General features: G+C 69.2%; 20 protein-coding genes. 7 read left to right on the top strand and 13 right to left on the bottom strand.

Annotation, left to right across the window (positions count from 1 at the left end; all coding sequences use genetic code 11):
- The first annotated feature begins 3 nt into the window (after window positions 1–3).
- The gene (locus BMW88_RS33650) at window positions 4–1,185 is read left to right on the top strand and encodes an amidohydrolase family protein (RefSeq protein WP_089958885.1); all 1,182 of its coding nucleotides are present in this window, start codon (window positions 4–6) and stop codon (window positions 1,183–1,185) included.
- Here the strand turns inward: BMW88_RS33650 and BMW88_RS33645 are convergent.
- The 8 genes from BMW88_RS33645 to BMW88_RS33610 form a co-directional block, all read right to left on the bottom strand.
- On the bottom strand, window positions 1,166–1,843 hold the full coding sequence (locus tag BMW88_RS33645; protein WP_218148305.1) for a polysaccharide lyase family 7 protein: 678 nt from the start codon (window positions 1,841–1,843) through the stop codon (window positions 1,166–1,168). The two genes, BMW88_RS33650 and BMW88_RS33645, sit on opposite strands and share 20 nt — an antisense overlap.
- Window positions 1,844–1,987: 144 nt before the next feature.
- The gene (locus BMW88_RS33640; protein ID WP_089958881.1) at window positions 1,988–2,860 is read right to left on the bottom strand and encodes an AraC family transcriptional regulator; all 873 of its coding nucleotides are present in this window, start codon (window positions 2,858–2,860) and stop codon (window positions 1,988–1,990) included.
- A gap of 12 nt (window positions 2,861–2,872) precedes the next feature.
- Window positions 2,873–3,790: an alpha/beta hydrolase family protein gene (locus tag BMW88_RS33635; RefSeq protein ID WP_089959071.1), complete on the bottom strand. Its 918-nt coding sequence runs from the start codon at window positions 3,788–3,790 to the stop codon at window positions 2,873–2,875.
- Window positions 3,791–3,886: 96 nt separating this feature from the next.
- Window positions 3,887–4,450: a 1,2-dihydroxy-3-keto-5-methylthiopentene dioxygenase gene (locus BMW88_RS33630; RefSeq protein WP_089958878.1), complete on the bottom strand. Its 564-nt coding sequence runs from the start codon at window positions 4,448–4,450 to the stop codon at window positions 3,887–3,889.
- Complete coding sequence (mtnB, locus tag BMW88_RS33625; RefSeq protein WP_281249488.1) at window positions 4,447–5,043, bottom strand: methylthioribulose 1-phosphate dehydratase; 597 nt, start codon at window positions 5,041–5,043, stop codon at window positions 4,447–4,449. The genes BMW88_RS33630 and mtnB overlap by 4 nt, the downstream gene beginning before the upstream one ends.
- Entirely contained in the window at window positions 5,040–5,696 is a 657-nt protein-coding gene (mtnC, locus tag BMW88_RS33620; protein ID WP_089958876.1) for an acireductone synthase, read from the bottom strand. The genes mtnB and mtnC overlap by 4 nt, the downstream gene beginning before the upstream one ends.
- The gene (locus BMW88_RS33615; protein ID WP_089958873.1) at window positions 5,693–6,694 is read right to left on the bottom strand and encodes a s-methyl-5-thioribose-1-phosphate isomerase; all 1,002 of its coding nucleotides are present in this window, start codon (window positions 6,692–6,694) and stop codon (window positions 5,693–5,695) included. The genes mtnC and BMW88_RS33615 overlap by 4 nt, the downstream gene beginning before the upstream one ends.
- A complete protein-coding gene (locus tag BMW88_RS33610; RefSeq protein ID WP_089958870.1) occupies window positions 6,694–7,794 on the bottom strand; it encodes an acyl-CoA dehydrogenase family protein in 1,101 nt (366 codons plus the stop codon). The genes BMW88_RS33615 and BMW88_RS33610 overlap by 1 nt, the downstream gene beginning before the upstream one ends.
- A gap of 139 nt (window positions 7,795–7,933) precedes the next feature.
- Between BMW88_RS33610 and BMW88_RS33605 the strand changes: the two genes are divergently transcribed.
- From BMW88_RS33605 to BMW88_RS33595, 3 genes are all read left to right on the top strand, one after another.
- Window positions 7,934–8,137, top strand: coding sequence for a cold-shock protein (locus tag BMW88_RS33605; RefSeq protein WP_089958867.1), 204 nt, complete (start codon window positions 7,934–7,936; stop codon window positions 8,135–8,137).
- 603 nt (window positions 8,138–8,740) lie between these two features.
- Window positions 8,741–9,937 carry a PI-PLC domain-containing protein gene (locus BMW88_RS33600; RefSeq protein ID WP_245778227.1) on the top strand — a complete coding sequence of 399 codons (1,197 nt, stop codon included), beginning with the start codon at window positions 8,741–8,743 and terminating at the stop codon, window positions 9,935–9,937.
- A gap of 30 nt (window positions 9,938–9,967) precedes the next feature.
- Window positions 9,968–11,047: an aminotransferase-like domain-containing protein gene (locus BMW88_RS33595; RefSeq protein WP_218148304.1), complete on the top strand. Its 1,080-nt coding sequence runs from the start codon at window positions 9,968–9,970 to the stop codon at window positions 11,045–11,047.
- On the opposite strand, the gene BMW88_RS33590 is transcribed toward BMW88_RS33595, so the two are convergent.
- Window positions 11,010–11,840 (bottom strand): glycosyltransferase family 2 protein, encoded by an 831-nt coding sequence (locus tag BMW88_RS33590; RefSeq protein WP_089958858.1) that lies wholly within the window; start codon window positions 11,838–11,840, stop codon window positions 11,010–11,012. The two genes, BMW88_RS33595 and BMW88_RS33590, sit on opposite strands and share 38 nt — an antisense overlap.
- 532 nt (window positions 11,841–12,372) lie before the next feature.
- On the opposite strand from BMW88_RS33590, the gene BMW88_RS33585 reads away from it, so the two are divergent.
- Genes BMW88_RS33585 through BMW88_RS33575 form a run of 3 tightly spaced genes read left to right on the top strand, consistent with a single transcriptional unit; the run spans window position 12,373 to window position 13,552 of the window.
- The gene (locus BMW88_RS33585; protein ID WP_177221544.1) at window positions 12,373–12,822 is read left to right on the top strand and encodes a MarR family winged helix-turn-helix transcriptional regulator; all 450 of its coding nucleotides are present in this window, start codon (window positions 12,373–12,375) and stop codon (window positions 12,820–12,822) included.
- Entirely contained in the window at window positions 12,819–13,214 is a 396-nt protein-coding gene (locus BMW88_RS33580; protein ID WP_089958857.1) for a DUF5313 family protein, read from the top strand. Before BMW88_RS33585 ends, BMW88_RS33580 begins: the two co-directional genes overlap by 4 nt.
- An 8-nt stretch (window positions 13,215–13,222) precedes the next feature.
- Window positions 13,223–13,552 (top strand): hypothetical protein, encoded by a 330-nt coding sequence (locus tag BMW88_RS33575; RefSeq protein WP_089958855.1) that lies wholly within the window; start codon window positions 13,223–13,225, stop codon window positions 13,550–13,552.
- Here BMW88_RS33575 and surE read toward each other — a convergent pair.
- The 4 genes from surE to BMW88_RS33555 form a co-directional block, all read right to left on the bottom strand.
- Window positions 13,515–14,270: a 5'/3'-nucleotidase SurE gene (surE, locus tag BMW88_RS33570; RefSeq protein ID WP_089958853.1), complete on the bottom strand. Its 756-nt coding sequence runs from the start codon at window positions 14,268–14,270 to the stop codon at window positions 13,515–13,517. The two genes, BMW88_RS33575 and surE, sit on opposite strands and share 38 nt — an antisense overlap.
- Before the next feature lie 4 nt (window positions 14,271–14,274).
- Window positions 14,275–15,162: a 1-phosphofructokinase family hexose kinase gene (locus BMW88_RS33565; protein ID WP_245778226.1), complete on the bottom strand. Its 888-nt coding sequence runs from the start codon at window positions 15,160–15,162 to the stop codon at window positions 14,275–14,277.
- Window positions 15,163–15,226: 64 nt separating this feature from the next.
- A complete protein-coding gene (locus BMW88_RS33560; protein ID WP_089958850.1) occupies window positions 15,227–15,412 on the bottom strand; it encodes a hypothetical protein in 186 nt (61 codons plus the stop codon).
- A 23-nt stretch (window positions 15,413–15,435) separates the two neighbouring features.
- Entirely contained in the window at window positions 15,436–17,163 is a 1,728-nt protein-coding gene (locus BMW88_RS33555; RefSeq protein ID WP_089958848.1) for a family 20 glycosylhydrolase, read from the bottom strand.
- Between the last annotated feature and the right edge of the window lie 124 nt (window positions 17,164–17,287).

The following is a 17,287-nucleotide window of genomic DNA, read 5'->3' as shown; positions in this document are numbered from 1 at the left end:
GGCATGGCGACGACGATCGTGAACGCGAAGGTGTTCGACGGCACGGAGCCGCGGGACTGGACGTCGGTCAGGTTCGCGGACGGGGTGATCACCGGGTGCTCGGCGGTCTCGCTCGTCCGGGACGGTGACGAGGTGGTCGACGCGGGTGGCGGGACCGTGCTCCCCGGTCTGGTCGACTCGCACGTGCACCTCGTTCCCGGCGCGCTCGCGCGGTCGTTGGTCTTCGGCGTGACCACCGTTCTCGACATGTTCAGCAAGCCCGACGTGGTGGCCGCGGCGAGGGAGCAGGCGGGTTCCCGTCCGGACGTGGCGGACGTGCGTTCCTCGGGGGTCGGCGCCACCGCGCCCGGCGGGCACCCGTCGCTGATGTACGCGCCGTTCCCGACGTTGACCGCCGCTGACCAGGCCGGACGGTTCGTCCAAGACCGGGTCGCGGAGGGCTCTGACTACCTGAAGATCTTCTCTGGCGTCGGTGGCCTGTGGCCGTCGCTGGACTCCGGGACGATCACGGCGTTGGTCACCGCCGCGCACGCCCGCGGACTGGTCGTCGTCGGTCACGTGAGCTCGGTGGCCGGTGTCGAGCAGGTGGTGTCCGCCGGTGTCGACGTGGTGGCCCACGTGCCCGCGGACGCCGTGCTGGACGACGCCCTCATCGGGCGCATGGCGGAGGCCGGCACGGTGGTCGGGCCGACGCTGGTCACCGTCGAGAACACCGCCGGGAGCGGTGCGCGGGGGAACGCGACCTACGCGCGGGCGGAGGACAACGTGCGACGGCTGGCCGGCGCGGGCGTCACGCTGCTGGCCGGGACCGACGCCCCGAACCCGGGAACCGCGTTCGGGGAGAGCCTGCACCGGGAGCTGGAACTCCTGGTGCGGTGCGGCGTCAGTCCGGCGCGGGCCCTGGCCGCCGCCACGTCCGCACCCGCACGCGTGTTCGGGCTGGCCGACCGGGGCCGCGTGGCGCCGGGACTGCGCGCGGACCTGGTGCTCGTCTCCGGCGACCCGTCGGCGGACATCACCGCGACCCGCGCGATCGAACGGATCTGGCGCGCGGGCGCGGTGTGCGAACGGCGGGCGTTCACCCCGAGCGCCGAAGAAGCGGAGCAACTGGCCGCTTTCGACGCTCGGGTCGCCGAGGTCGTGGCGGCCGTGCGGCAACGACGGATCACTGGCGCCAATAGGTGATGTTGCGGAAACGGGCCTCCGCGCGACCGCTGCCGTGGTGGTAGACGCCGTTCTTGAAGTAGCGCGTCGCCGGGCCCTCGTCGGGATGGGTGAGTTTCAGGGCGCCGTTGTAATAGACCTTGACGGTGCCCTTGCCGCCCGCGACCGCGGTGTGTTCGACGCGGATCTTGAACCATTTGTTGTAGATGCCGGTGGCGATGACCTGGTTGCTGTCCTTGCGCAACGAGCCGCCGTCGACGTTGGCGACGTTGAGCATGACGTCGGTGGCGCGGGTGCCGTCCGGGCGGCTGCCGCGCAGGATCTGCACGACCGTCGGGCCGCTCACGCCGGACGGGACGTAGATCTCGCCCTCCCAGGCGCGCTGGCCGCTGGAGTACTCCTGGTTGAAGCGCATCTCGGTGCGCGGGTCCGTGGGGCTGCCGGCCGTGTGGGGTTCGTCGTAGTCGTATACCCACATGGTGTGCACACCGCCTTCGAACTTGTAGCGGCTGCTCAGGGCGAGGTTGTGGGGCTTCTGGACGGTGTAGGTGTACGGCGCGGACGTCCACTGCGCGGACGGCGGCTGAGCGAGGGCATGAGCCGCCGGTGCCACGAGCAGGGGTGCGGTCAACGCGAGGGCGAGCACGGATCGTCGTGTGTGGAGTGCAGGGGTTTCCACGATGAATCCCTCCGACCTTCGACAAGTGGTCTGTACCACTTTGGGGGCACGAAGGCGGAGGGATCAATGCTTTCCGGAATTTCCGGGACGATGTTCAGATGGGCGAACCCGTTCACATTCCTGAACGCAGATCGACGGTATCTGTCAGCGTTGACCGAAGCGCTTGGCGTCCACTACCGGTGCCGCGCCGAACGCACGCTTGTAGTCGCGGCTGAAATGGGAAGCGCTGTGATACCCGACCGACGTGGCGATCTGGGAGAGGGTGTCAGCTCTCATGGCCACCAACCGGCGTGCTTCGAGAAGACGCAGTCGCTTGTGATAAGCGCCGGGAGTCATGCCGGTCGCCGACTTGAAGCTGCGGTGGAACGAGGTGACGCCCATCCGCGCCCGGCCGGCGAGGTGATCGATGGTGACGGGTGTTCCGAGATGGTCGTGCATCCACTCGGTGGCCTGCCCGATCCTGGCGAGCACCGAGTCGGCTTGCGCCAGCTGGAGCAGGATGTTGCCGTCCGGACTCGCCAGCACCCGGTAGAGGATCTCCCGTTTCACCCCGTCCGCGAGGATGCGCGCATCGATCGGGTCGTCGAGCAGCCGCAGCAGCCGGAGAGTCGGCTCGACGACCCCGTCGGGCAGCGGCCGGACGACCAGGGCCTCGCCCTGCGGCCGCGGCAGAGCCGACATCTCGGCGGCGAGGGCGCTGAGCACCCGGAAGTCCAAGGCGATCTCGACCGCCAGGTACGGCTCCCCCTCGGACGCCTCGGTGACCTGAGCGAGGGCTGGAACGTCGACGCCTGCCATCACGAGTTCACCGGCGCGGTAGGCGATTTCCCTGTCGCTCAACAGCAATCGTTTCGCGCCCTGGAACACCATGTAAAGAGACGGGCAGAAGAGCAAGGGGGTCGGCGGAGCGGGAGCACTGGCCATGTACACCTGAAGCCCGGCGATCGTCTCCTGCCCGCCAGGTCTTCCGGCTGCCGCCGCGATTCGCGCGCACATCTCCGCGTGAAGCGTCGTCATTCCACTCCCGAGTCAACTCATGTGACTTTCGAACCACTCAAGAATCCGTTCCGGGTGCCGCTGGAACCACTGGTAGCCGTCCCAGCGGCGCGGCGTGCCCTCGATCCAGAACATCGACTTCTCCTTGGCGCCGATCGCGGCGAAAGCCTCTTCGAGGTCCGACGGACGCGTGAGCACGTCGTCACGCACCCCGTAGGTGAGAGTCGGCATCGTGACCGAGGGAGCCCAGCGGCTCGTGGTGCCCTCGCCCAACGAGGTGCTGGTCAGCAGCCGGAACCGGCGGTTCACCTCGTCGAGGTGTTCGCCGAGGCCTGCGCGCTCGAGTTGCGTCTCCAGGAATACGAGAGGCGAGAGCAGCAGCGGTGCCACGAGGCACCGCACGTCGGCGAAGGCCTCCGGGTCGGAATCGATCGCCCGGAAGCTCGCGTTGGCACCCATGCAGCGGGCGAACAGGCCGAGAGTCATCGCCGCCAGGTCCGGCCGGGACTTGACGTAGGCGAGGGTGCCGATGACGTCACGCGCTTCGAAGCGGGTGTTCGACTGGAGGTTTCCGTTGGCCGCCCCGCTGAGGCCTGAGTTGCGGAAGTCGAAAGCCAGCACGTTGTAGCCGTTGTCGTGCAGAATCCTGTAGTCGCGGATGAAGTTGATCTCCGAGTCGTTGTGCGGCCCGAACGCGGACTTCCAGGGCTCGACGTGGCTCGGAAACCCGTAGCGGTTGAAACCGAAGGCGTGCATCGCCACGATCAGCTTCGTCGATCCCTCCCTCGGAATGAACCACGCCTCGAGCGGGGTGCCGTCCGACGACGGGTAGGAGATGTCCTCGTAGAAGAGCCCCTCGCCGGCCGGATCGCGCAACAGAGGAGAGCGCGAGGAATACGCGAGCCCCGTCGCAAAGGAGTCGAGGACCGTGTCGAGTTCTTCTGTGTTCACGGTCGGCAACGGTATGCGGCGAATTGCCAGGCGTGAATGTCCGGCGTCGCCAGATGCTTGCCAGATCCTGCCTGCTCGTCTCTCACCGCGAGGAGCTCACATCCCTGAACGCAGCTCGTCGAAGGTCGGGAACTTCGTGGCGATGTCGCTGCCGGTGAAGTTGCCGACCCAGCCGTCGTCGTCGTGGAAGAACCGGATCGACACGTAGTCGGGTTCGGTGCCCATGTCGAACCAGTGCGTCGTGTTCGCCGGCACGCTCAGCAGGTCGCCCGCCGTGCAGAACACCGCGTACACCTTGTCGCCGATGTGCAGGTAGAAAACACCCGCACCACGGGCGAAGTAGCGGTCCTCGTCGTCGTCGTGCGTGTGCTCGGCGAGGAACTTGTTGCGGAACTCGACGGCCTTCGCGCGGTACTCGTCGGTGTCCGCCGGAGTCATCTCCATCGCGTCGACGTAGGTGTAGCCCTCCGTCTCGCTGACGCGGGCGACGTCCTCCGCGTAGACCTGCAACGCGTTCTCGGCGGTCACACCGTCCACAACGGACCACCGGTGGAAGCGCACGCCGTGCTCCTTGAGCGCGGTGGCGATCTCCTCGGCGTCGGTGGTGCGCAGGACCGTCTCCTCAGGACCGGAGTCCGGCCACACCGTCAGCAGCGTCATGCGTGCCTCCCCGTAAAGATGTCTCGCGTCTCCACCTTGAAGCGCAGCAACCACTCCAGGCATTCCAGGCGGTGCCGGGCCTGCACCAGGTCCGCACCCCACACGTACACGCCGTGCCGTGCCACGAGCAGTGCGGGGGTCCGCGGGTCGAAGCCCTTCTCGAAGGCGTCGCCCAGCTCGGCCATGTCCTGCGAGTTCCGCACGACCGGGATCACGACCTCCTCGTGGTCCTGGCGGCCGAACCCCTTGAGCATTTCGAGGTCCTGGAGCACCACGCCGTTCGGCCAGTGCTCGGCCGCCACGACCGGTGCCAGCGCGTGGACGTGCACGACCGCGCCCGCTCCCGCGACCCGCGCGATCCTGGCGTGCAGGCCCGCCTCGGCGGACGGGACCTTGTCGCTGCCGACCGCGTCGCCGTTCTCGTCAATCACCACGCTGTCCGCGGCGGTGATCTCACCCTTGTCGACGCCGCTGACGGTGACCGCGAGGCGGAGCGGATCCCGTTGCAGGACAACCGAGAGGTTGCCGCTCGTGCCGCGCATCCAGCCCATCTGCGCGTACCGGGCGCACTCGCGGGCGAGCTCCGCGGTCACGAGAGCTCCCAGACCGTCGGGTGGGGCGTGAAGTCGGCGTTGCCGTACGGCTCCCCGGCCCGCGCGACGCCGACCGTCTTCCAGCCCGCCTCCTGCGCGGCGTGCAGCTCGGCCGGGACGTCGCTGTAGAAGGTGATGTCGTCGCTCCCCAGGACTTCGGCGATCTTGCGGTACGACGCGGCCTCGCGCTTCGGGCCGGCGTTGACCGTGTCGAAGTGGTGCTCCAGCAACGGGGTCAGGTCGCCGTCGGTGGTGTGCCGGAAGAACGCGATCTGACCGGCCACCGAGCCGGAGCTGAAGATCGCGAGCTTCACGCCGTCGCCGTGCCACTTGCGCAGCGCGGGGACGACGTCCGGGAAGAACTCCGCCACCAGGTCACCCTGCGCGTAGCCCTGCTGCCAGATGAGGCCCTGCAACGTCTTGAGGGGCGTGACCTTCTGGTCGGCGTCCATCCAGTCGTGCAGCGCCTTGACGACGTCGTCGTGCCCCGCGAGCTCCTTGACCTGCTTCACGGCGTCGGCGACCACGGGGTCGTCACCGTGCTGCTCGATCCACGGCCCGAGCCTCGGCCGGGCGTAGTCGTACAGCACGACCAGCACCTGGTCCGTCGCGCTCAGCGTGCCCTCGATGTCGAGCACGACCCACTTGCTCACCGCTGTTCTCCCTCGTAGTACTCGTCCAGCGCCCCTGCGCCGAACACCCCGCGGTCGGTCACCACGTCCGTGACGAACCGCGGCGGCGTCACGTCGAACGCCGGGTACAGCCCCTTGACCCTCGGTGTGGCACTGGGCCTGCCGAGCACCTGCAGCACCTCGGCGCCGTCGCGGTACTCGATCTCGACGTGGTCCGTGGTCGGCGCCAGCAGGTCGGGTGCCTGCACCTGGGCGTGGAACGGTACGCCGAACGCGTGCGCGGCCACGGCCAGACCCAGTGTGCCCACCTTGTTGACGACGTGCCCGTCCATGGTGACGCGATCGGCCGCCGTGACCAACGCGTCGATCTCGCCGCTTTGCAGGACCGCGGCGCCCATGCCGTCCGTGATGAGCGTGGTGTCGACGCCCATCTCGATCAACGTCTCCGCCGTGAGCCGGGCCCCCTGCAGGTAGGGCCGGGTCTCGGTGCAGAAGAACCTCAGCCGCTTGCCCCGCGCCTGCGCGGCCCTGACCGTCTCGGTGAGGTAGAGGTCGGCCCAGCAGTGGGTCAGGACCGTGGCGTCGTCCGGCAGCAGGTTCGCCGTGTGCTCGCCGAGCGCCTGGCTCTTGGCGCGGTACCTCCGGTCGCCCTCGGCGGCGCCGTGGAGGGCGTGCCGGACGTCCCCGGCGGCGTCGACGTGCTCGAGGACGACCTCGGTCGCCTTGCGCAGGGCGTTGTTGGTGCGCCTGGTGTTCTCCAGCAGGTGCGCGGTCTTGGCCAGTTCCGCGCGGGCCTGCTCGTGCGGCAGGTCCTCCAGCGTCCTCGCCTTGAGCACCATGCCGTACAGCACGGCGAAGTACGGGCCGGAGGACTGGGTGACCATGTCCTCGACGGCCCGCGCGACGTCCTCGGCCGTGCGGCACAGCACCCACTCGCGTTCGAACGGGAACCGGCGGCGGTCGAGGATCAGCACGCCGTCGTCGGTGAGCCGCACCGAGTCGGCCAGCATCGGCTGCATCAGCTGTACCCGGTGTGGGCGGGACGCGCGCCGGTGAGGAAGTGCTCGCCGACCTCGCGCGCCTTGTAGACCACCGGGTCGTGCAGCGTGAGCGTGCGGGCGTTGCGCCAGAAGCGGTCCACGCCGTGCTTGGCGGCCGTGCCGCGCGCACCCACCTGCTCGAAGATCCGGCTGGTGATCTCGTTGACGAGCTTGGTGCTGACAACCTTGGCCGCGGAGATCGTCACCGCGACCTCCGCCCGCTTCGCCGCCGTGAGCTTCCTGCCGAGCTCGGAGGCGTCGCGGAGCTGCCTCGACGCTTCGTCCACGAGCAGCCCGGCGGCCTTCGTCTGGGACATCATCTCGCCGTAGGCCACGACGATGTAGGGGTCCTCGGTGGCCGCCTCGACGCCGCTCACGAACCACGGGCGGGTCTTGGTGCGGGTGTAGTCGGCGGCCTCCTGCAACGCGCCTTCGGCGATCGCCACGTAGAGCTGGGCGAGCACGAGCTGGAAGCCGATCGCGGCGAGGCTGATGCGCGGGTCCTCCCCCGCGGGCTGCACGCCGAGGACCTCGGTCACGTGGACGTCCTCGAAGCTCACGCCACCGGACGCGGTGAGGCGCTGGCCGATGTTGTCCCAGTCGTCCAGGTAGGTGATCCCGTCTGCCTTGCCGTCGAGCAGGAAGGTGAGCTTCTCGCCGTTGTCCGTGCGGGTGGCGCTGACCACGAGCCGGTCGGCGACGGCGGCACCGGTGGCGAACGTCTTGCGGCCGTTGAGGACGTACCCGTCCCCGGCGGGCGTCAGCTCGAGCGCCGCGTCGAGCGGGTTGCTGACGCCGGCCCAGAACTGGCCGGGCCGGGCGCTGAACGGCGCGTCGAAGAGACCGCTGCGCCAGATCTGCAGGTAGTGGTACCCGAGCAGGTGGCCGACGTTGGCGTCGGCGGCTCCGACGATCCGGCCGATCCGCTGCTGCAGGTCCCAGTCCGCGACGTCGAGCAAGCCGCTGTGCCGGAGCAGTTCGACCTCTTTGGCGGGTGGCTGGTTGGCCCGGTCCCTGTCCGCCGCGTCGGACCTGAGCGTCGCCGCCACGTCGCGCGCGACGTCCAGCCAGTTCGTCATCCCTGCTCCTCTCGGTGGTACCCGGTCCAACTTACTTCGTCACCCCACCGGGCTAACCACGATGTGGGAGGGACCGTCCGCTGGCAGACTTCCCGCGGACCCCTTCAGCGGGGCACCGAACATCTAGGGAGCAATCGGTATGGCGCAGGGCATCGTCAAGTGGTTCAACGGCGAGAAGGGCTTCGGATTCATCGCGCAGGACGGCGGTGGCCCGGACGTCTTCGTGCACTACTCGCAGATCCAGGGCAACGGCTTCAAGTCGCTGGAGGAGAAGCAGCGCGTGGAGTTCGAGATCGGCCAGGGTCAGAAGGGACCGCAGGCGCAGGCCGTCCGCGCCATCTGATTGAGCTTCCCCCAGGCCCGTCCGGTGGTGCACCGGGCGGGCCTGTTCTGTGCCCGGCCGGTGCTCCCGAAAGCGGGCCTGAGCTGGGGTTCCCGAAATTGTCAGACCCGTCTGCCATCGTGATCACATCGCTCGTCCGAGACCCACGATGATCGAAAGGCTGGGACTGCCGTGCGCGTTGTCGCATCGTTCGGCGTTGAACGCTCAGGTCGCTCTGTTCGCGCTCTGGACGTGCCGCTCACCACTCGTGAGGCTCGTTGTGCCCCGGCGGACCGGCGGCCGCAGCGGGGGCAGGCGGCTCGTGGTCCTGGACGGCGATGACGCGCCCGGTCGAAGCGGGCGTCGCGACCCGTCGGCCGCGACGCCTCCGCTTCTCCGCCGCGGGATCGGCGATGAGGCGAGTGGCAACCGAGGGAGTCGAACCCTGCGCGGCGTGTGAAGGCGGCGCTCAGAACCGGCCCGAGCCCTTCGGCTGGGCGACGGCTGCCGTGCAGTTGTTCCACCCGTGTAGAGCGTTCGACGTTGTGCGGGATACCCGCAGTGTTAAACGTCCACACGCTTGAAAGCGTTTCATGTTTCACCTCCTTGGGTGACTCTGGTTACGTGCGAATCCTCCCTGCCATCGCGGCCCTGCTGCTCCTCCCCCTGGTGCCCACGGCCGCCCACGCGGCGCCGTCGGGCACGTACTACGTCACCGGTGTCCGGACCGGCCTCAACGTCGCCCAGAGCGGCACCGGGCTCGCCCTGCACCGGCCGAAGGGCAACGAAGACCACCAGCAGTGGCGGCTGAGCGACGGGAGGTTCGAGAACACCGACTCGCCCGGCCAGTGCATCACCCGTCAGCTCACCATGGGTTCGTGCGCGCAGGCGGACGCGGTTCACGAGCTGCGCCAGTTCGGTGACCAGTGGGAGTTCTTCGGCCTCGGCGGCGAGTCCCGCTGGTACCTGACGCCGGTCAGCGCCAGGACCGAGCCGATGCCCGCGGATCCGCGGCTCGACCAGATGACGTTCCTGACCGCCCACAACGCCTACGCGAACGGGGTGGACGGTGGGTTCGCGCCGCCGTTCGTCGACCTCGCCAAGAACCAGACGCGCGGCATCGTGCAGCAGCTCGCCGACGGCGTGCGGGGCTTCATGCTCGACATCCACCAGACCGCGGACGGCGCGATCCTCTGCCACAACAGCTGCACGCTGGTGAGCCGGCCGGTGGCCCTCAACGTCGACCTCCAGCGCATCGTCGACTTCCTCGGGAACAACCGCAGCGAGATCGTCACGGTGTTCCTGGAGGACTACGTCGACGCGAACACGCTGCGCGCCGAGCTGCGCAAGGTGCGGGGCCTCAACGACGTCCTGTACCGGGCGGAAGGCGTGTCGCAGAACGGGTGGCCGACGCGCGGTCAGATGCAGGCCTCGAACAAGCGGCTGATCATCTTCACCGACCACGGCAAGGACGGCCGCGAGGACTCGGGCGTGCTGTACCAAAAGGACTGGACGGTCGAGAACCACTGGTCGATGGGACCGGGCGTCGGCGCCTCGGACTGGTCCTGTTACAGCCGATGGGATGAAAAGCCGCTCACCGCGACGGGCAGCTTCCAGCCGTTGTTCGTGATGAACCACTTCCGGGACGTCCCGTTCAGCAGCACGGCCACGACCGACAACGGCAAGCTCGCGAACCGGGCGCAGCAGCTCTGCCAGCCCGCGGCCCGCAAGAAGCCGAACTTCCTGGCCGTCGACCTCTACCACCTCGGCAACACCGCTCAGGCGGTCGGCCTGCTGAACTCATACGTGTACAGGCCGTAGCCCAAATCCTGGGAGTTGTACGCTCCGCGCATGGCCTCGATTCTGTTCACGCGCGGAGCGCCCTCTCTCGACATCATCGACCAGGAGGGTCTGCGCGAAGCGGCGCAGAAAGCCTTCACGGACGACCCGGGCGGCACGTTCGCGTACGGCACGAGCGTCGGCTACGTGCCGTTGCGCGCGTGGATCGCCGAGCAGCACGGCGTCGAGCCGGAGCAGGTGCTCGTGACCAACGGTTCCATGCAGGCCGACGCGTTCCTGTTCGAGCTGCTGGTCCAGCCCGGTGACGACGTGGTGGTCGAGGCGCCGACCTACGACCGCACGCTGCTGAACCTGCGCCAGCGCGGCGCGAAGATCCACGCGATCGAGCTGCAGACCGACGGCATCGACGTCGACGCGCTCGAGGAGCTGCTCGACAGCGGCGTGCGCCCGTCGCTCGCGCACATCATCCCGAACTTCCAGAACCCGGCCGGCTACACGCTGTCCGAGGCCAAGCGCGCGCGTTTGCTGGAGCTGGCGGCGAAGTTCGACTTCGTGCTGTTCGAGGACGACCCGTACATCAAGGTCCGGTTCGAGGGCGAGCCGCTGCCGACGATGCTGTCGCAGGACAAGAACGACAAGGTCGTCTACGCGTCGTCGTTCTCGAAGACCATGGCGCCCGGCATCCGCTGCGGCTACCTGGTCGGCCCGAAGGCCATCATCAAGAAGATCCAGGACATCGCCACCACCACGTACATCTCGCCGAACATGGTGGCGCAGTCGATCGTGAACTCGTACTGCCGCTCCGGTCGCCTCGAGGAGTCGGTCGCGAACGTCCGCACCGCGCTGCGTGCGCGCAAGGACGCTCTTGTGACGGCGTTGCAGCGCGAACTGCCGGAAGCCGTCTTCACGGCGCCGCAGGGCGGCTACTTCATGTGGGTCGAGCTGCCGGGCGTGTCGGTCGAGAAGCTGTTCGGGGTCGCCAAGGAGCACGGCGTCGAGTTCGTGAAGGGCTCGGACTTCCTGCTGGAGGGCGGCGACAACGCCCTGCGCCTCGCGTTCTCCGGCGTCACGCCGGAGCAGATCGACGAAGGCGTCACGCGCCTCGCCGCGGCCGTGCGGTCAATTTCCTGATCTGCGCCTCCAGGTGCTCCGGCAGCTCACGCCGCTGCCGGAGCGCCTGGCCCAGCAGGGGAAGGGCCGCCCGGAACGCCCGCGGGTCCTTCAGCGACGCCGCGAGCGCGCTGCTCACCGGGCGGCGCATCCACGTGGTCAGCACCGCGTTGCGGCGCTCGACCACGTCCTCGCCGGACGCCCGGCCGACCGGCGCCGGGTGGTGGTGCGCCACCACGTCCTCGACGTAGCAGAGCGCCCACCCCGCCGCCGCGAGGTCCCACGACAGCAACGTCTCCTCGCCGCGGAAGAACAACACCGGGCTGAAGCCGCCGACGTCCAGGAACGCCTGCCGCCGCACGATCGCCGAGCAGGCCATGAACCCGAGCACCGCCGGTCCGGCGACGCCCTCGCCCAGCGGGCTGTCGCGCAGCAGCGGCGTGATCGGGTCGGGTCTCCCGGACGGCCCCACGAGCGTGCGCGCGGCGATCACCGCCAGGTCCGGGTGCTCGTCGAAGATCGGCTCCGCCCGTTCCAGCGCGTCGGGCGCCCACCACGAGTCGTCGTCGGCGAAGGCCACGAACGGCGTCCGCGCCGCCCGCACGCCGAGGTTGCGCGCCACCGCGCCCCGGTTCACCGCCGACTCCAGCAGGAGGACGTGCGGGAACTCGTCGCGCACACGGGAAACCGTGTCGTCCGTGGACGCGTTGTCGACCAGGACGACCGGAACCGCGAGCTCGCTGAGGTGGCTGAGCGTCCTCAGCAGACTGCTCGAACGGTTCCGCGAGGCGATGACGACGGTGGTACGGGCCATGTCAGACGTCTACCCGCAGGCGCGCCCGCGAACCTTGGCGCGGGCTCCCCCGGACCTGGCCGGGGCCACCGTCGCCCCGCAACTGGCCGCGCTGGAACACACCCGGACCGCCGACGAGCACATCGCGCTGCAAGCCCCTGGTCGACGCCGAGGACCCGCTGCTGCGCGACTACCCCGGCAGCGACGTCGGCCCCGACGGCCGCCTCCGGCTGAACGCCGACACGCTGCTCACGATGCCATCGACGTCATCATGGGCACGTCGCGCTGGCGTGAGCTGACCGTGGTTCGTGCACGCCGGGTGGAGCACCGGCCCGGACACGCCGCCCGCCTACAGCGACGAGGACGCCGCCCGCTTGCGCGCCGAGCTCCCGGTGCTGCGCGAACCCGTGTTCATCCCGTAGGCCGACCACGGCGGGACTGTGACGACCCCGACCGGCGCGGCCGTCGTCGCCGAGGTGCTCGCCGACGCCCTCGAGTAGACCGCCTCACACCCCTTGGAGCCGGGCACGCCCAGGAGATACCGTGTACACCAATGATTAGTACACCAAGTATCCCGGAGAACCCGCTCGAGCTGGAGCGGCAGGTTTGCTTCGCCTTGGCCGTGGCGTCCCGCACGGTCATCGCGGTGTACCGCCCGATCCTGGAGCCGCTGAACCTCACCCACCCCCAGTACCTGGTGATGCTGGCCCTCTGGGAGAGGTCACCGCGCACGGTCAAGGACCTGAGCGCCGTCCTGCAGCTCGACCCCGGCACCCTCAGCCCGTTGCTGAAGCGGCTGGAGGCGATCGGCTACGTCGAGCGCCAGAGGGACAAGGCCGACGAGCGCGCGCTGGCGCTCACGCTGACCGCGGCGGGTCAGGAGCTGCGGGAGGAAGCACTGAAGATCCCCGCCAAGGTCGTGGAGCGGCTGGACATGACGTTCGAAGAGCTCGCACAGTTGAACGCGGTGCTGCACAAGGTGATCGCGAAGGCGACACGGTGAACCCCGCGTTGAAGGTTTGGTACTACGCGGGCGGTCGCGTACCGCAGAAGTACCGCGAATTCGTCTACGAGGACGTGACCGGTCCGAAGTGGTTGCTGCGCTTCACCGTGCGCAGTCTTGTGCAGGTCACACCGCTTGTCGCGGTCATCGTTCTCGCGCTCGTGTTCGGGCTCGGGTCGCCGTGGCCGCTGGCTGTCGCGTGCGGTGGGCTCGGATTCGTTGTGGGGCTTTACTTCGCGCTGTCCTACGCACCCGAAAGCGTGGATTACCGCCTGACGAAATACGGGTATCCGAGAGGGACAGCAACTCAAGGACGACGGGAGCGCAACGCCGCGCGAGACCGCGAACGCCAAGCGAAGTACGACTCCGTCTGGCGGCGAGACGAAGGGTAGGAACGATCATGGCCACGTTGGACAACCGGGTGCAGTTCACGAGGCCGCAGTTCCTGACCCTCACCGTCGGCGTGGTGCAGCTCGCGTTCGGCTGGTTCGACGTGTTCGGGCTCGACCCCCACTACCACGTCGTCCAGATCGGCGTAGGCGCGCTCGGCGTGCTGATGGCGTGGCGGCTCGACCACGCGCGCATGTACGGCCTTCTCCTCCTGATCTGCTTCGGCACGGTCGTGTGCTCGCTCAACGACATGACGACCGAGGCGTTCCTCGGGGTGCGGATGGCGGTGATGGGCCTGGTGATCACGCTGACCAAGCCGGCAAAGGCCGTTCGGCGCTAGTGTCGCGGTCGACCGAGCGCAACGCCGTCAGCGTCGCGTAGCCGTCGGCCAGCAGCGCCGCGTCCGTGCCGGGGGCCGGGGAGTCCTCCGAGTACACGGCGACGAGCTCGACCTCGTTCTCGCCGACCTCGTCCACGCGGCTCTGCACGGTGCCGAAGCGCGCGAGCTCGGCCCAGCGGAGGCCGCGCACCTCGGCGCGGTTGGGCACGTTCAGCGACAGCACCGAGGCCGCCGGCATCTCCTGCAGCACCGGCAGCACGACGCGCACCGCCTCGCCCGCCTTGTCCCACAGCGGTTCGGGGCCGTCCAACCCCACGTCGAGCGAGACCGCCATGGACGTGATGTCGTTGAGGTGCGCGGTCAGCGCGGCACCGACGGTGCCGGAGTGCAGGACGGCGCGGCCCACGTTCGCACCGAGGTTGATGCCGGACAGCAGGACGTCCGGCTTGCCGCCGAAGCCGCCGCGGCACGCGATCAGCGAGATCAGGCCCGGATGCGCGGCCACCGCGTAGGCCTCCACGTCGAGCCCCGGCAGCGAGCGGCGCTCGCTGACCACCCGGCCGGTGTCACCGACCGCCGCCACCGAGGCGCTGGTGCCGCTGGCCTGCGTGGACGGCGCCGCGATCACCACGTCGAGCCCGCTGTCGAGAGCGGCGCGCGCCAGGGTGGCGAGGCCGGGTGAGTCGATTCCGTCGTCGTTCGTGATCAGCGCGCGCATCCGCTCATTCCTCGATCGGCTCCAGTTCCACGCGTTTGCTCAGCTCGCGCACGGCATCTCCCCCGCCACTGCCGAGGCCGTGCCGCGTCACGTTGACCGCACCGGCGGCCGCGCCGAGCTTCACCGCGTCCTCCAACGACATACCCAGCGCGAGGCCCGCTGAAATCCCCGCGGTCATCGAGTCGCCGGCGCCGCGCGTGTCGACGGGCTGCAACTGGGGCATTCGAACGAAGTACAACTTGTCCTCGATCAGCGCCAATGCGGGCTCATCGGCACGTGAGACCACCACGCCGTGCACGGCCGATTCCGCGATTTCCCGGCACTTCTCCACGAGCTTGGGCACCTCTTCCTCGCCCAGTTCCTCGTGGCTCACCTTCACGACGTGCGGGCCACCCCTGACCGCTTCGGCGAGCCGGTCACCGGCGAGGTCGACGATCACGCGGCAGCCGTTGCCGGTCAGGTCGGACGTGAGGCGGAAGTAGGTGTCATGGGGCAGAACCCGGTCGTCGGACGGTCCGCTGAGCACGGCTGTGCCCGCGCGGATGCCTTCGACCAGCGCCATCTCGTACACGTCGTCGAGCTCGTGGCGGGACAACGCGTCCGGCAGCATCTCGACCATCTCGGAACGGCTGCCGTCACGGCGGTCGTGCACGTAGGCGCCATTGCGTGCGGCGACGTCCCGCGCGCGCAGGTCGACGTGCTCTCCTTCCAGCAGCGTGCGCAGGACGCGGCCGGTCTCGCCGCCGAACGTCGCGCACACGACCGCTTCGACACCGAGCGCGGCGATCATCCTGGACTGCCAGAAACCCTGGCCACCCGCGTGCAGGTGCACGTCGGGCTCTCCGTCGAGCTCTTCGACGGTGACGGTCAGCTGGGGGGACGGGGCAAACACGGCAACTCGGGCATTCACCACATCGTGGTACCCGGCGCGGGCGAGGGTTACTCGCCCGCACCGATCATGCGCCGGAACCGCCGGTCGGGTCCTCCCCGTCCTGCGGTGCGGGCGCGCCACCCGGCTCCATCTTCTCGTCGGCGCGCCACTGGCCCGGTTGCGTCATCTCGCGGTACTGGTCGACCTCCTGGGGTGTCGGGTCGACACCCGCCTCTTCGGCGAACTCCTCGGCTACTTCCGGATCTGTCATGCGCACGGAGTACCCAGAAGAACTCAGCAAACTCCGCCGTCGCGCCAGACGCCCCACTGACCGGTGGTGCCGGGCTCCTCACCCTGCGTCCACCACTGCGCGCTCCACTTGTGGCCGTTGTGCGAGACCACGTTGCCGCCGGTGTAGACCTTCGAGCGCTCCCACGCCGGCTGCGGGCACGGGCCGGGTGCCGGGCCGCCCGAGTTCCACGGGACCTGCGGCGACCTGTAGAAGTTGATGCCCATGGTCGTCCAGCGCGGGGCCTGGTCGCCCAGCCGCACCTTGAACTCATCCCAGTTGTGGGCCGACCAGGGCGACCAGCCGAGCTCGGCGTGCACGGCGAGCCTCGGGAACGCCATGAACTCGATGTCGCGCGAGGTCACCAGCGTCTCAGTCCACAGTGGAGCTTCGAGGCCGAGGACCGCGGACTCCGGGACACCGCTCAGGTGCGTGCCGGGGTTCCAGTTGTAGGCGTCCTGCACCTCGATGAACCCGGCCCACGACAGGCCGAGCGGCGTGCTGGCGTCGTACTTCTGGTCCAGGTACGCCTTGTTCGCGGGCGACATGATGACCTTGCCGCCGCGCGCCGCCGCCGCCTGCACCGTCGCGTTGGACGTCGCGGTGCCCCAGTACTGCGGGATGGCGGTGGTGTCGGTCGTGGTCTTCACGAACTCGTGCCAGCCGAGCACGGTCTTGCCGTACTTCTTCACGATCGGCAGGGTGCGGTCCATGAACGTCTGGTAGTCGGCGTCGGAGGTCGAATGGGCCTCGTCGCCGCCGATGTGGAAGTACGGGCCGGGGGTGAGCGCCGCGATCTCGCGCACCACGTCGTCGACGAACCGGTAGGTGATCTCCTTGTTCACGCACAGCGAGGAGTAGCCGACCTCGATGTCCGTGCGCAGCGGCGGGGCCTGCCCGTCGCAGTTGAGCTCCGCGTACGAGGCCAGCGCGGCGTTGGTGTGGCCGGGCAGGTCGACCTCGGGGACCACCGTGATCTTGCGGGCCGCCGCGTACTGCACGATCTCGCTGTACTGCGCCTTGGTGTAGTAGCCACCGGGACCACCGCCGACCTGCGTGCTGCCGCCGTGGGTCGCGAGGCGCGGCCAGCTGTCGATCACGATCCGCCAGCCCTGGTCGTCGGTCAGGTGCAGGTGGAAGTAGTTGATCTTGTAGAGCGCCAGCTGGTCGATGTAGCGCTTGACCGCGGAGACCGGGTGGAAGTGGCGGGCCACGTCGAGCATCGCGCCGCGGTAGGCGAACCGCGGGTGGTCGACGATCAGGGCACCGGGCACGGTCCACGGGCCGGGCTGCACGGTCGTGCTCTCGACCGCGGCGGGCAGCAACTGCCGCAGCGTCTGCACGCCCGCGAACAGGCCTTCCGGCGTGGCGGCGCGCAGCACGACGGCGTTGGCGGCCACGTCGAGCTGGTAGCCCTGCTGACCGGCAGAAGCCGGCGCGCCCGAGAGCAGCAACGAGATGCCGTCGGCGGGGGTGCCGGTCGCGTCCAGGACCGGCAGCGGGTAGCCGGTGGAGGGTCGCAGGACGCCGGCCAGGAAGGTGCCGACGTCCTTCGCGGCGGGGGCCGCGTAGATCTTCGTGGTGGCCGTCAGCGTGTGCGTCACACCGGTTCTGGCCTGAGCCGACACCGGGGCGGGCACCAGGCTCCGCAGCGGTTCCGCGGCTTGCGACTGCGCGCTCACGGACAAGGCCGCTGTGACAGCGATGACCGCGGCGAGAACACGAGCTCTCACGACTCCTCCTCACAGCTCGGGGCGGCGACCCTGCCCCCCAGCGTGGCCACCCCTCCCAGTCACGTCAATGGTCTGAGCCAATTCACCGCTCCCCCGACGTGTGAAAACGGTGGCGGAGCACCCG

This window comes from Lentzea xinjiangensis (assembly GCF_900110955.1).
GTDB classification, from domain to species: domain Bacteria; phylum Actinomycetota; class Actinomycetes; order Mycobacteriales; family Pseudonocardiaceae; genus Lentzea; species Lentzea xinjiangensis.
Note: the sequence above shows the minus strand (reverse complement) of the source record. Positions and strands in the feature narration are given on the sequence as shown.